The organism is Halobaculum sp. MBLA0143 (assembly GCF_041361465.1).
In the GTDB taxonomy this organism is placed as follows: Archaea; Halobacteriota; Halobacteria; order Halobacteriales; family Haloferacaceae; genus JAHENP01.
On the sequence record NZ_JBGKAC010000001.1, the window covers coordinates 1004858 to 1018685 of the forward strand.

General features: G+C 69.3%; 14 protein-coding genes. 5 read left to right on the forward strand and 9 right to left on the reverse strand.

What is annotated here, in order from left to right; translation table 11 throughout:
- Positions 1 to 368: 368 nt before the first annotated feature.
- Together RYH79_RS05265 and RYH79_RS05270 are read right to left on the reverse strand one after the other, a co-directional pair.
- The gene (locus RYH79_RS05265; RefSeq protein ID WP_370896934.1) at positions 369 to 506 is read right to left on the reverse strand and encodes a hypothetical protein; all 138 of its coding nucleotides are present in this window, start codon (positions 504 to 506) and stop codon (positions 369 to 371) included.
- A gap of 368 nt (positions 507 to 874) precedes the next feature.
- On the reverse strand, positions 875 to 1003 hold the full coding sequence (locus RYH79_RS05270; RefSeq protein WP_370896936.1) for a hypothetical protein: 129 nt from the start codon (positions 1001 to 1003) through the stop codon (positions 875 to 877).
- Positions 1004 to 1290: 287 nt separating this feature from the next.
- Between RYH79_RS05270 and RYH79_RS05275 the strand changes: the two genes are divergently transcribed.
- The gene (locus RYH79_RS05275) at positions 1291 to 3072 is read left to right on the forward strand and encodes a radical SAM protein (protein WP_370896938.1); all 1782 of its coding nucleotides are present in this window, start codon (positions 1291 to 1293) and stop codon (positions 3070 to 3072) included.
- A 3-nt stretch (positions 3073 to 3075) separates the two neighbouring features.
- Positions 3076 to 3852, forward strand: a complete 777-nt coding sequence (locus RYH79_RS05280; RefSeq protein ID WP_370896940.1) for an MBL fold metallo-hydrolase — start codon at positions 3076 to 3078, stop codon at positions 3850 to 3852.
- 11 nt (positions 3853 to 3863) lie between these two features.
- Here RYH79_RS05280 and RYH79_RS05285 read toward each other — a convergent pair whose 3' ends face one another.
- The 7 genes from RYH79_RS05285 to RYH79_RS05315 form a co-directional block, all read right to left on the reverse strand.
- Positions 3864 to 4064 carry a DUF7511 domain-containing protein gene (locus tag RYH79_RS05285; RefSeq protein WP_370896942.1) on the reverse strand — a complete coding sequence of 67 codons (201 nt, stop codon included), beginning with the start codon at positions 4062 to 4064 and terminating at the stop codon, positions 3864 to 3866.
- Positions 4065 to 4353: 289 nt separating this feature from the next.
- Positions 4354 to 4758, reverse strand: a complete 405-nt coding sequence (locus RYH79_RS05290; protein ID WP_370896944.1) for a YlbF/YmcA family competence regulator — start codon at positions 4756 to 4758, stop codon at positions 4354 to 4356.
- A gap of 51 nt (positions 4759 to 4809) precedes the next feature.
- On the reverse strand, positions 4810 to 5067 hold the full coding sequence (locus tag RYH79_RS05295) for a DUF8049 family protein (RefSeq protein ID WP_370896946.1): 258 nt from the start codon (positions 5065 to 5067) through the stop codon (positions 4810 to 4812).
- 28 nt (positions 5068 to 5095) lie between these two features.
- On the reverse strand, positions 5096 to 6082 hold the full coding sequence (locus RYH79_RS05300; RefSeq protein ID WP_370896948.1) for an FKBP-type peptidyl-prolyl cis-trans isomerase: 987 nt from the start codon (positions 6080 to 6082) through the stop codon (positions 5096 to 5098).
- A 79-nt stretch (positions 6083 to 6161) separates the two neighbouring features.
- Complete coding sequence (locus RYH79_RS05305; protein ID WP_370896950.1) at positions 6162 to 6356, reverse strand: DUF5800 family protein; 195 nt, start codon at positions 6354 to 6356, stop codon at positions 6162 to 6164.
- Between the two features lie 144 nt (positions 6357 to 6500).
- Positions 6501 to 7988, reverse strand: a complete 1488-nt coding sequence (gene cysS / locus RYH79_RS05310; protein WP_370896952.1) for a cysteine--tRNA ligase — start codon at positions 7986 to 7988, stop codon at positions 6501 to 6503.
- A 202-nt stretch (positions 7989 to 8190) separates the two neighbouring features.
- A complete protein-coding gene (locus RYH79_RS05315) occupies positions 8191 to 8691 on the reverse strand; it encodes a DUF7523 family protein (RefSeq protein WP_489753348.1) in 501 nt (166 codons plus the stop codon).
- 152 nt (positions 8692 to 8843) lie between these two features.
- Between RYH79_RS05315 and RYH79_RS05320 the strand changes: the two genes are divergently transcribed.
- The 3 genes from RYH79_RS05320 (at position 8844) to RYH79_RS05330 (ending at position 13774) form a co-directional block, all read left to right on the forward strand.
- The gene (locus tag RYH79_RS05320; protein ID WP_370896955.1) at positions 8844 to 9725 is read left to right on the forward strand and encodes a CbiX/SirB N-terminal domain-containing protein; all 882 of its coding nucleotides are present in this window, start codon (positions 8844 to 8846) and stop codon (positions 9723 to 9725) included.
- Positions 9725 to 10888, forward strand: coding sequence for a DR2241 family protein (locus RYH79_RS05325; protein WP_370896957.1), 1164 nt, complete (start codon positions 9725 to 9727; stop codon positions 10886 to 10888). The genes RYH79_RS05320 and RYH79_RS05325 overlap by 1 nt, the downstream gene beginning before the upstream one ends.
- A gap of 69 nt (positions 10889 to 10957) precedes the next feature.
- Positions 10958 to 13774 carry an AAA domain-containing protein gene (locus RYH79_RS05330; protein WP_370896959.1) on the forward strand — a complete coding sequence of 939 codons (2817 nt, stop codon included), beginning with the start codon at positions 10958 to 10960 and terminating at the stop codon, positions 13772 to 13774.
- Positions 13775 to 13828 lie beyond the last annotated feature (54 nt).

Sequence of the window (13828 nt, forward strand, 5' to 3'; positions counted from 1 at the left end):
TGCCACATTAAACGATTAACGGGAAGTAGCCAATTCCTACTTACGACTAACGGGTGTGAGTACGCCAGAGATTCCGGCTGAATCGGTGGGTACATAATACAAACAGCCCCGTTACACCTACTTCCGACCTGTATCCGGACGGTACAATCTCGTCCGCGGCGGCGCGCGTCGGCCGGGGCCTCCGAGGCCGGCAGCTGCGACGGTCGGAGGCACAGGAGGGGTGACGACGGAGGCCACTCCGAGTCCCGGGGTAAGTGGCGGTCGACGGACGGCGCCGGCGCTGGCAGACGAACGGGCGCAGAACGTACCGGACGACGGCTACACCGTGGCGGCGGTGTCGTCGGACGAGCCGGTGGTGGTGTCGTCGGTCACAGGCCGGCGGCGTCCTCGAGGAGTGCCTTCGCGGGGTCGAGCGGCTCTGCACTGCCGCCGTCGGTCACGATCTCTGCGTCGGTCTCGGTCTCGATCTCTGCGTCGGTCTCGGCGGTGAACTGCGTCGTGGGCATCTTGATTTCGCGTTGGACTGCCACATTAAACGATTAACGGCGAGTGGTCAGGTCCTACTTAGGGATAACGGGAGTGAACACTCTTCGAGATTCCGGGTAATTCGGGGAGTATATAATACAAACAGGGCCGCTAGATCTATTTCCGATCTAGATCTAGTCGGTACAATCTCGGGCGCGCCGGCGCGCCGCCCGGCCGGCTCGGGACACGCCTGTAGCGGTCGATGGTCGACGGGCAGTGGCGTCGTCGGCGGACGGACGGTGGTGTCGCCGACGGGCGGGCACAGAACGAGCGGGTTCGACAGTCACGCCGCGGCGGCGGCGGTGTCGGCGGTCACGACTCGACAGCTACACACCGACGGTGTCGTCGGTCACAGGCCGGCGGCGTCCTCGAGGAGTGCCTTCGCGGGGTCGAGCGGCTCTGCACTGCCGCCGTCGGTCACGATCTCTGCGTCGGTCTCGGTCTCTGCCGTCTCGGTGGTGGACTGCGTCGTGGACATCTTGGTTTCGCGTTGGACTGCCACATTAAACGATTAACGGATGGTTTCGAAGTCGTACTTACGACTGACGGTCGTCTGAGACGAGTGAAATACGGGAGTACGCGGTAGTATATAATACAAACGTGGTCTCTCGGTCTAGTTTCAGACGACAGGAACGTGTGAAATTCGCGTGCGCGCCGGGCTCTGCCGGCGCGCGCGAGAGTCCGACTCGATTCGTCGCCGAGGGGCCGCCCGTCCGTCGGCGGCAGAGACCGCACACATTTACACCGGGGTCGCCAACCGTGGGTGTGACCAGAGACCCCGCAGGCGTGGCTGTCACCATCGTCGACGGCTACGTGGACGAGCCGGCCCACTTCGGCGTGCCGCCGTACGTCTCCACGTACCCACGCTACACCGCAGGGGCGCTCGTCGACGCGGGCGTCCCGCGCGACCAGATCGTCTACCACACCATCGACGAACTCCGGTCGGATCCCCGCAAGCGCGGGGACGTGGCGGACGCGGACCTCCTCGTCTACGTCGGTGGGATCACCGTCCCCGGAAAGTACGTCGGCGGAACACCCGCCGAGCCGGACGAGGTCCGGGAGCTGGCGTGGACCGCCGACGGCACCACGCTGTTGGGCGGTCCCGTTCGGTTCGGCGTCGGCGAGGAGAACGCCGGCGCTCAGGACATGCAGCGCGACGACTTGGACTACGACTTCGTCTCGATGGGCGACGTGGAGGCGGCCGCTCACGACCTCGTCGAGAACGGGTTGGAGGGGTACACGGACCGCATCCGCGACTACGACGAGGTCGACCGGTGGTCGAACCTCGGCGCGTTCGTCGTGGAGCAACACCCGGACCACCCTGAGTACATCATCGCGGAACTGGAGACCTCTCGGGGGTGTGCCTACCGGTGTTCCTTCTGTACGGAGCCGATGTACGGCGACCCGGACTTCCGGTCGCCGCCGGACGTGGTCGGCGAGGTGGACGCGCTCTCGGACCACGGCGTGACGGACTTCCGGATCGGCCGCCAGGCGGACATCCTGGCGTACGGCGGCGACGGCGAGGCGCCGAACCCGACCGCACTCCGGTCGTTGTACGCCGGCATCCGCGAGGTGGCGCCCGACCTCCGGACGCTCCACCTCGACAACATGAACCCAGTCACCATCGTCGACTACCCGGAACGCTCCCGGGAGGCGATCCGCACCATCGCCGAGTACAACACCCCGGGCGACACCGCCGCGTTCGGACTGGAGAGCGCCGACCCGGTCGTCCGCGAGGAGAACAACCTCCTCGTGTCCGCCGAGGAGTGTCTGGAGGCCGTCCGGGTGGTCAACGAGGCCGCCGGCTGGCGGCCGGGGGAACACCCCGGCGACGGCCCGACGTTCGGCGACGACGCCACCCGACGGCTCCCGAAGCTGTTGCCCGGGATCAACCTCGTCCACGGCCTGGCCGGGGAGCGGGAGGAGACGTTCGAACACAACCGCCAGTTCCTGCGTGACGTGTTAGACGAGGGGCTCCTGCTCCGTCGGGTCAACGTCCGCCAGGTGATGGCGTTCGAGGGGACTGAGATGGACGAGACCGGCGCGGAGATCGCCCGCGAACACCGCGACCAGTTCAAACAGTACAAACGAGAGCTCCGCGAGGAGATCGACCGGCCGATGCTCGAACGGGTGGCTCCGCCGGGGACGGTCCTCCCGGACGTGTACACGGAGTACCACGAGGACGGCACCACCTTCGGTCGTCAGCTCGGTACCTACCCGTTGCTCGTCGGCCTGCCCGGCGAACTCCCCTTGGGCGAACGGATCGACACCGCCGTCGTCGACTGGGGCTACCGCTCCGTCACGGCCGTCCCGTACCCGTTGGACGCCAACGCCGCGAGTATGACGCAGCTGACTGCACTCCCGGGCGTCAACCGCGGTACCGCCGGGGACCTCGTCGTCGGTCGACCGTACGACACCGTCCGGGAGGCGACGGCCGTCGCCGGCGACGACGACCTCGCCCGGTTCCTCGCGGTCGACACCACGGCCGCGAGCGTCCCGCACGCCAACCCGGCCGCCGAGCGCGGCAAGCCGGTCGACGCCGACTGACGGATGCACGTCGACACGTTCTCCGTCCCGGTCGACGCCGCCGCCGCGCCGACGGGGACGACGAACGCCGTCGTCGTCGCCGGCGACGAGACGCTACTCGTCGACCCTGCCGGCCGGACTGACGCCCTCGACACCGTCGTCGCGGAGAAGGGTATCGATCATGTTGCCGTCACCCACGCTCACCCGGACCACGTCGACGCGGTCGCCGACTACGCTGCCGAGACGGACGCGACCGTCTGGGCCAGGGTCGGCCGCGAGTCTCGGTTCCGGGCGGCGACGGGCGTCGCCCCCGACCGGACGTTCCGCGACGGCGACCGGGTCGGCCCGGCGACGGTCGTGGACACGCCAGGCCACGCCCCGGACCACGTCGGCTTCGAGACGGTCGCCGGCGTCGTGTGTGGCGACCTCGCCGTCGCCGAGGGGAGCGTCGCCGTCGCTGCGCCGGAGGGTGACGTGCGGGCGTACCTCACCTCGCTGCGCCGGCTGTACGCCCGCGATCCCGATCGACTGTTCCCCGGCCACGGTCCGACGGTGACGCGACCGCGTGCCGTCTGCCGGCGACTGATCGACCACCGACTGCGCCGGGAGCGTGCCGTCGCAGCCGCCGTCGCCGACGGCGCCGACACGGTCTCGGCAGTGGTGGACGCGGCCTACGAGAAGAACCTCGACGGAGTCCGTGACCTGGCGCGGGCGACTGTGCGAGCCCACGTGGAGAAACTGGCCCGCGCCGGCCGCGTCCGGTGGGACCCGGAGGCCGACCGGGTGACACCGGCCGAGTAGCCGGCGTGTCGCTACCGGAGGTCCTGCAGGTTCACGAAGCTGTGATCGTCTGCGGTGAACCAGTGGGTGAGGAGGTCGTCCTCGTCTGCGTCTGCCGGAAACACCGTCCGGCGGTCCGGCGAGTCGTCGTACCGGGCGAGCTGCGAGTGGAGGGCACCCTCGGCCGCGTCGTCGTCTGCGGTCCCCGTGGCGGGGTCTGTGTCCGCGGGCATACTCCCTATTTGGTCGTTCCAGTATTTAATCCCGGCTAAGTCGTGGCAGTACGACCTGCGAGCCGTCCGGTGTGTTCCAGAGTCGTCCAGTAGGTTCTGGAGCGTCCGGTGTGTTTCAGAGTCGTCTAGTAGGTTCTGGAGCGTCCGGTGTGTTTCAGAGTCGTCCAGTAGGTTCTGGAGCGTCCGGTGTGTTTCAGAGTCGTCTAGTAGGTTCTGGAGTCGCCTGGTGGACCTCGGGGTCGCCCGGTCGGGCCTGGAGCCGTCTGGGGTGGTCCGGACCGGTGTCGTGCTACTCGTCGCGGCAGCAGCCGCCGGCTTCGCCGCCGAAGTCGACGGCCAACGAGTCGGAAATCGCCTCGTTGAGCGTCTCCAGCCGCGCCTCCAGGTCGTCCTGCGCCTCTAGGTACCGGCGCATCTTCGGCATCGAGTGGAGCCGTTCCTGGGCGTCCCGCAGTTCCTCCAGAGCCGCCTCGTCCGCCTGCCCGGTCTGTCTGGCGAGTTGGAACTCCTCGCGGAGCTGCTCGAACTCCGAGATGCGTTCCTGGACCGTCTCGTCGGCCTCCACCGCGGCCTTCGCGGCCTCGAACTCGCGGTACACCGGGAGGTCGGCGATGGCCGCCCCCAACTCCGCCGCCATCGTCTCGACGTCCGTCTCACCACCCGTCTCGACCGTCTCGTCGGCGTCGACACTCATGGCCGCTACGTCCGGGACGGAACTACTTGAGCCCGCGGGAACGCGCCGGGGCTAGACCACCGCCACCCCGACCGCGAGCACGCCCGTGACGACCGCGGCGGCGCTCCAGGTCCGCGGCGTGTCCAGTGAGCCGTACGGCCCCCCTTTCCGTGAGAACAGGTACACGAGGTAGACGGCCAACGGCAACACCCGCAGCCACAGCGCCGCGTCGAGATTCAGCAGGAGCTCCGTGACGACCGTCACGGCGACGGCCGTGCCGGCGGCGCTGGCTGCGACGAGCGTGTCCTCTTTCGTCGAATCCAGATCCATCGGTGGCTGGCCCGCGGCGACGACGCGACTACTCCTCGTCTAACTCCTCGACCAACTCGTCCGCGTCGACGTCGATGTCCTCGTCGTCTGCGGCCTCTTCGACGGCCTCCTCCAGGCCGCCACCACCGCCGCCCATACCGCCCATGCCGCCCATCATGCCGGGCATTCCGCCGCCGTCGATGACCTCCTCGACGACGACGCGGTCCAGCCCCAGCTTGTCCATCAGCTGTTGGGCGATCTGTTGCTTCGAGAACATCCACTGCTGGTTCATCTGCATCGCCTGCGTCGCCTCCACGATCAACGACCGACGGTCCACCTCCTGGGTCTCCGTCTCCGCTTCGCCGTCCTCGTCGTCCGGCTCCACCGTGACCTCCTCTTCGACGGTGTCTTCCTCGATCCGGATGTCCGGCGTCTCTTGGAGGTACATCCCGATCATGGCGGCCGCCTGTTCCTCCTCGTCTTCGACGCGGTCGACGATCTCGTAGCTGTACGTCAGGTCGTCGCCCGCGAGGGGGTGATTGAAGTCGACCCGGGCACGCCCGCCGACGATCGTCTCGACGTAGCCCTGGTCACCGTCGACGGTCACTTGGGCGCCGGGGTAACGGTCGTCCTCCGGAATCTTGTCCGAGGCGACGGTCTGGACCTCGTCGGGGTCGAACTCGCCGAACGCCTCCGTGGCCGGGACGCGAACCTCGTTCTCGTCGCCGACGCTCTTCCCCTCCAGGTCCTCGTCGACGGAGTCGAACACGTGGCCCTCGCCGACCGTGACGGTCCGCGAGGTGAAGTCGTACTCTTCGTCGTCGATGCCGGCCTCCTCGGCCACCGCCTCGCTCGTCGTGTCGACGACGCGCCCCTCCTCGTCGCCCTCGGCGACGGTTCGGACGGTGTACTCCAGTTCGACGAACTCTCCGCTCTCGATCTCGTCTGCGGTCTCGTCTTCGTCTGTGCCGTCCGTCTCGTCGGCCTCGGCTGCCGGGGCGGACTCTGCCGCCTCGGACTGCTCTTCTTCGCTCATGTGCCGAGAGTCGCCCGTCCGCTTCTTAACAGTCACGTTTCCCCCGTACCGTAGACTGCCGGACCTACACCCCTTCCGGCTACAGAATGTCGCCGATTCGGCGTGGTTCCGTGGAGAACTGCGGATCCGGCTCCACCATCTGCAACACGTCGTGGTCTGTCACGTCCACGTACGCCTTCTGGGTCGCCTCCTCCACCAGATCCTTCTCCAGTCTGAACTCCGTGCCGGCGTACTCCACGTCGACGCCGTCCTCGTCGAAGCTGAGGGCAGTCATCTCCTGCTCGTTGGCCCGTGAGCCTGAAGTACGCCTCGGTGTGGGCGGCCGGAGGCGACGAGCGCGCCGGGAGTACCCGACGGACACGCCGGAGGCGACGAGCGCGCTAGAGGCGCCGCCCCCGACCGACACGACGGGTAGGGACTACTCGAACCGGTACGTCGGGCCGTCGTCGCCGTCCTCGACGGTCACGCCGATCGCCGCGAGGTCGTCGCGCAGTTCGTCCGCCCGCTCGTAGTTGCCGGCATCCCGCTCCCGTTCTCGCACGTCCAAGAGCAGCTCCACGAGACTCTCGGCTAACTCCACGCCGCCGCCGTCCGTCTCCCCCAGCGAGAGCCCGAACACCTCGCCGCCGAGCGCCTCGAATGCCTCGACGGCCCGGCGGAGCCCCCGGTAGTCGTACGGTCGGCCGGCGTCGACGTGGGTCTCGACGGCCGTCCCCAGATCCAACAGGGCGTTGTAGGCCGTCCGCACGTCCAGGTCGTCGTCCATCGCCGTCTCGAAGGCCGTCCGTTCGTCGGCGACGGCCGACCGGAGCGTCTCGTCGGTCACGGTCGACAGCGCCGCCGCGTCGTCACACGCCGTCACGGCCGTCTCGTACGCCCGGCGGAGTCGGTCCCAGCGCGCCTCCGCCTCCTCCATCGCGTCCGCCGAGAAGGTCTGTTCGCCGCGGTACTGCGCGCCGAGGTAGAAGGTTCGGATCACGTCGACGCCGTACTCCGCCAGCGCGTCCGAGACGGTGAAGAAGTTGCCCAGGCTGGAGGACATCTTGTCGTCACCCGTCTGGAGCAGGCCGGTGTGGACCCACCGCCGTGCGAACGTCTCCCCGGTGGCGGCCTCGCTCTGGGCGATCTCGTTCTCGTGGTGGGGGAAGACCAGGTCACGACCCCCGACGTGGACGTCCAGCGTGTCGCCGAGGTGGGTCGTCGACATCGCGGAACACTCGACGTGCCAGCCGGGGCGACCCTCACCCCACGGCGACTCCCAGGTCTGTCCCGTCGGGAGCGCGTCGTCGTCGTCCGCGTGGTCGTGTTTGGCGTGCTCTCGGACGGCCGCGGGCGCGACGCCGCCGGCCTTCCACAGCGCGAAGTCCGCCGGGTTACGCTTCTCCGACCGCTCGTCTGGCTCCCCCTGTGCTTCCAGGTCGTCCAGCGTCTGGTTCGACAGCGCGCCGTAGTCGTCGAACTCGGTCACGTCGAAGTAGACGGAGCCGTTCGCCTCGTAGGCGTAACCGCGGTCGATCAGCCGTTCCACGAGGGCGACGATCTCCGGGACGTGCTCCGACACCCGGGGGTACACCTCCGCTCGCTTCAGGTTCAGCCCGCGCATGTCCTCCAAGACGGACTGGGTGTAGTGGCGGGCCACGTCCGCCTCCGTCTCCCAGTCGTCGCGCTCGCCGACGCGGGCGGTGATCTTCTCGTTCACGTCGGTGACGTTCTCGACGTGGCGGACGTCGTGGCCGCGGTACGACAGCCACCGGTGGAGCGTGTCGGCGTGGAACCACAGCCGCGCGTGTCCGAGGTGAGCGTCGTCGGAGACGGTCAGTCCGCAGACGTACAGCGTGATCTCCGCGTCGTCGTCGGAGATCTCGACCCGTTCCCCGCACAGCGTGTCTGTCACGGACAGCGTCATTGGGTTGCGGTCGTCACCGAGCGGAGTAAAACTCCCCGGTCGACGGCAGCGTCGTTCCTGACGACGGCAGCGTCGTCTCGGACGACGGCAGCGTCGTCTCGGACGATGACTGCGCCGTCCTCGATGACGGCTACAGCGTCCCTGACGACTACAGCGTCCCTGACGACTACAGCGTCCCTGACGACTACAGCGTCCCTGACGACTACAGCGTCGCCTCCGCGGCCCGGAGCGCGGTCGCGCTGTCCCGGCGCGGGACCGCGACCGCGAGCGTCTCGCCCGCGAGCGCCGTCGCCGTGACCGACACCCCGGCCGCGCGGAGCCGACCCAGGAGGCGTTCCAGTCCCGTCGCCGACACCTCCCCCGTCGCCACCACGACCGCCAGGTCGCCGCCGTCGGCGACGAGTTCGGCGTCGCCGACGGCGAGCAACGGGTCGTCGCCTCCGTCGTTCTCACTGTCGCGGCCTGCCACGAGCGAGAACCCCCGGCGCACCCGCACTCGGGCGTCGTCTCCGTGAGTCGAGCGCGACAGTTCGTCGGCGTACCGCCGGAGGGCAGCCGTCACGGCGTCCGTGTCGGCGTCGTCGCCCAGCGCCGGCGCCAGGTGTGTCGCGGCGGCGGTGTAGTTGACGACTCCGGCCGCGAGCGCGTCCCGGAGGAACGGGCGCTCGTCGACCACGGTCCGTGTGCGTTCGGCGACAGTCACGAGCGTCCGGTACAGTCGACCGAACCTTACTCTGTCGGTCGTCTAGCCGCCGCCGTCCGGCTCGTCTTCGCCCGGCGCCTCTCGCCCCCGCCCGTTCCCGCGGTCTCGGCGGCTCCGAAGCCCTCAAGACTCGTCCGGCCGTGTTCGTCCGTATGAGTCGAGCACTCGTGTTGGTCGCACACGGCTCTCACCTCAACCCCGATTCGAGCACGCCGACGTACGACCACGCGGACACGATCCGGGCGACCGGCGCCTTCGACGAGGTCGCCACGGGATTCTGGAAGGAGGAGCCGAGTCTGCGAGAGGTTCTCCGGACCGTCGAGAGCGACGAGGTGTACGTCGTCCCCCTGTTCGTCTCGGAGGGGTACTTCACCGAGCAGGTGATCCCCCGCGAACTCCGTCTGGACGAGTGGGACGTGGAAGACTGGGACTCCGACGGTATCTCCGCGGACGTGGCGACGTACACGGCCGAGGACACCGGCCAGACGGTCCACTACTGTGGCCCGGTCGGCACCCACCGTAGCATGACGGACGTGATCGTCCGCCGAGCGGAGACGGTGACGGACGACCCGGACGTGGGCGAGGGGTTCGGCCTCGCCGTCGTCGGCCACGGGACGGAGCGCAACGAGAACTCCGCGAAGGCGATCGAGTACCACGCCGACCGCGTCCGGGACACCGGCCGGTTCGACGAGGTGCGTGACCTCTACATGGACGAGGACCCCGAGGTGGACGACGTGACGGAGTTCTTCGAGGTCGAGGACGTCGTCGTCGTCCCCCTGTTCATCGCAGACGGCTACCACACGAAAGAGGACATCCCTGAGGACATGGGGCTGACTGACGACTACCGGACGGGCTACGACGTGCCGACGGAAGTGGACGGCCACCGAATCTGGTACGCGGGCGCCGTCGGGACGGAGCCGTTGCTGGCGGACGCGGCCCTGGAACGCGCGGCCGACGCCGGTGCCGACGTCGGGACGGCCGTCGACGACGTGCGCGAGTCGACACAGATTGCCGGCACGGAGGCGGACGACTGATGGAGGACCGACAGTTCGACGCCCTCCTCGCGGCCGCGAGCGACGCCGGCGTCCCGAGCGGGGAGCCCGGCGTCGCGTTCGACGGCTCCGGCGTCGCGTTCGACGGGCTCCGCGTCGAGCAGACGGACGACGGCTTCCGGTTCGAGACGCCGGAGACGACGGCGACGGGACTGTCTCGCGAGACGCTGCGGGAGCACGCCGCCGACTCCCCGTACGTCCGCAACTGGTTCTTCTGGGAGTGGGTGGTCCAGAGCCACGACAGCCCCCGACGGGCGTTCTGTCGCCGTGCGGAGGGGGCCGCCGTGGACGCCCCGGGCGTCGACGGCGAGGACACTCACACCGTCCCGGAGCGTGACGCCGCGCTACGCGCCGGGATGGTGACGGAGTGGGGGCAGCTCCGGATCGAGGCGCACCTCGCGGACGACGGCACCCGGCGCTACGAGGTGCGACACGTCGACGACGCCGACGCCGACCCGGCGGCGCTGACGGCCCACGACGACCCGTTGGACGCCCGATCGATCGCGGAGCGCGACGAACGGGACCGCTACCGCCCGCTGAAGACCGCACCGACGCTCCGGACGGGGTGGCGGTTCCCGGACCTCGACTGGCAGGGGCTCGCCCGGACCGTCGAGACGTTCTACCCCGCGACGGTGGTGAACTGGTACCGCGAGCAGACCGGCGACCTCGACGTCGACCACTGGCGCGACACCGTCGGCCGCCAGTCCGGAATCTACGGCGTCGTCAAGACCTGGGACCGCGGCGAGGGGTACGACCACGTCAACTGGGTGGCAGAGGCCTGCTGTGACGACTCCCAGTGTGTCAAGCGCCGGGAGTGGCAGTACGACGACGAGACGGACCTGGACGTGGACGGCGGCGACGGCGCGTTCCCGTGTCGAGAGCCGTGTTCGGTCGTCGTCGCGGCCGCCCGGAAGTGGACCCGACTGGAGAGCGAACAGCCACAGACGTACGAGTTCGAGCTGACGCCCAGCGAGAAAGAACAGTTGGAGGCGACGCTCGACGCCGTCGCGGACGGCCGGGTCGACGAGATCCGCGAGGCGGACGTGAAAGACGACGCCAACCGCTACCGCGCCCGGTTCCTCCGCGCGAAGCTGTTCGACGACGACGACAACCTCGCCGGTGTGCCGACGGAAGCCGAGGACTGACCGCCGTCACCCCCTCCCCCGGGGTCGACGACCGACAGGAACATACCGAGCGAGCGCCGGGTGAGAGTCGTGAACGTCCGGGGTCCGATCGTCGACGTGGGTGAGGTGCGAACGGTCGACACACAGTACGGTAGCCGGGAGCTCGCGGAGCTGACGATCAGACCGGACCGCGGCGCGAGCGCGCCCACCGACGTGACGCTGTGGGGGAAGTGGACGGAGACGGCGGAACTCGCGGAGTCGGGGATGGAACTGCTCGTCACCGAGGCGGACACGGACGAGTACCAGGGGGAGACGAACTACACGACGACCGGCGACAGCTACGTCGTTCTCGAGCCGGAGTTCCTCGTCGACGTGACGGACGTGCGGTCGTGGGTGCAGTGTCCCCGAATGTACTACCTCAACAAACTGTCCGGGATCCCGTTGAACTACCCCGTGGTGAAGGGGACGGTCGTCCACGAGGTGTTCGGCGACCTGTTGCGGGGTGTCGACTTCGAGGAGAGCGTCCAGCGACGAGTCGAGGAGGCGGGCCTGGAACTCGGACTCCTGGGGCGCGAACGGTCCGAGGTGGAAGACGAGGTGCGGCGCAACGCGAGTGCGGTCGCGGCGTGGCTCGAACAAGGGGTGTTGACGGACACGGACGAGTGGCGTTCCGAGCAGACGCTCGTCTCGCCGACGTTCGGGATCAAAGGCCGGGCCGACGCCGTCCGCCGGGGGATGCCGGTCGAACTGAAGACGGGCAAGAACACGAACCGCGACCCACGGTTTCAGGACAAGGTACAGGCGGCGTGTTACGCGCTCCTCCTGCGCGAGCGAGGAGTGGAGGCAGACACCGGGACACTGCTGTACACGAAGAACGCGGCGTTGGACGACGACGAGGCGGACGGCGACCTCTCGCCGGCCAAGGAGTTCAGCGTCGGTCGGGGGCTCCTGGAGTTCGTCGTCAGGACCCGCAACGAGATTGCGGCCGCAGAACACGACACGACGGTTCCGACGGGGTACGAGGCGGACGCCGTCTGTGAGTACTGTTTCGAGCAGGACACGTGTATGGTCGTCTCCGGGCGGCTGGACCAGGAGTCGAAGGCCGGCAGCGTCGGCCGACCCGTGCCGCCCGAGGAACGCGACTACTTCGACCGGGTGTACCGCGGGCTGGAGGCGGAACGCGAGTCGATCCACGCGGAGTACCGCCGGCTGTGGGAACAGACGGCCGAAGAACGCGCCGCGAACGACCGTGCGCTGATCGGGTTGGAGCCGGTCGCGCGGCGAGAACTGCCGGGCGGCCGGTGGGAGGTGGCCGCGAGCAAGCCGGCGGAGACGGTGTCGAAGCTACGCGAGGGTGACCTGGCGCTGGCGTCGGACGGCGACCCCGTCGGCGGCGACGCCGAACTGGCGCGGATCGGCCGACTCGGCGGGTCGCTGCCGTCGTGGGCGGACGCGACGCTGCCGGGCGACCGCGAGGCGGTCGTGGTCGACACGGACGAGCCGGTCGCGGTCGCGCGGCTCGACACCTACCCCTCGGAGCTGACGGTGGACCGGCAGCTGACGGCGCTGCACGACGCGATCCTGAAGGGTGACGAGCGCCGGAAGGACGTCCTGTTCGGCCGAGCGGACCCCGAGTTCGCCGACGAGTCGCGGACGTACGTCGACAACAACGCAGCCCAGGACGCCGCGGTGAACCGGGCGGTGAACGCCGACGACTTCGCGTTGGTCCACGGGCCACCGGGAACCGGGAAGACCCACACGGTCGCGCGGACGGTGCGGGCGCTCGTCGCCCGCGGCGACCGAGTGTTGCTGTCGGCGTTCACGAACCGCGCCGTGGACAACGCCTTAGAGGCGCTCCGAGACCAGGGGCTGACGGACGCGACCGACGGGGACAGCTTCGGCGAGGCGGTTGTCCGCGTCGGGACCGAAGAGGGCGTCCGCGGCGACATGCAGTCCGTCCGGCTCCGGACGGAGGGCGACCCCGGCGACCGGGTGCGGGCGGTCGACGACGCCGCGGTCGTCGCCGCCACGACCGCCTCCTGTGGCTCCCGGGTGATGCGCGAGCAGTCGTTCGACGTGGCCTTGGTCGACGAGGCCTCGCAGCTGACGGAGCCGGGGACGCTGGCGGCGATCAACCGCGCCGACCGGTTCGTCCTGGTGGGCGACCACGAGCAGTTGCCGCCGGTCGTTCAGGCGGAGGGTGGTGTCCCGGTGAGCGAGGCGGAGTTGGGCAGCGGCGTCGCGGACGGCGAGGGACCGCGCGACCCCGCCGACCGCCCGCCGCGGGCGGACCTGTCCGTCTCCCTGTTCGAGCGGCTGATCGACCGCTACCCCGAGGCCGGGGTGACGCTGACGAGCCAGTACCGGATGAGCCAACGGATTCAGGCGTTCGCCTCCGCGGAGTTCTACGACGGCGCGCTCCGGCCGGCGACGGGCGAAGTCGCGGCCAAGTCGCTGCGTGACTTGGGCGTCGCGGAGACGGACCTCCCGACGGCGCTGCGGGGTGGCGGCGGCGTGAGCTTCGTCGACCCGGACGGCCGCCACGAGGGGAACACGAACCCCGTCGAGGCCGCGCGGGTGGCGGAGCTCGTGGAGGCGTACGTCGACGCGGGCGTCCCGCGGTCGGAGATCGGGGTGATCGCGCCGTTCCGGGCCCAGGTGGCCGAGATCGCCCGCCGGACGGACGCGACCGTCGACACGGTCGACCGCTTCCAAGGCTCCAGCGAACAGGTGATCCTCGTGTCGTTCGTCGCCGTCGGCGACCTCTCGTCGCCGATCTTCGAGGACTACCGTCGCGTGAACGTCGCGCTGACGCGGGCGGAACGGGCGCTCGTGCTCGTCGGCGACGAGACGGCGCTGCGCTCGGACCCGGTGTACGACCGGATGGTGGACTGGGCGGATCGGTGAGGGAAATCGAGTGAGTTTGCAGAGCCTGGGAACTCGTGCAGTCGATGCAAACCT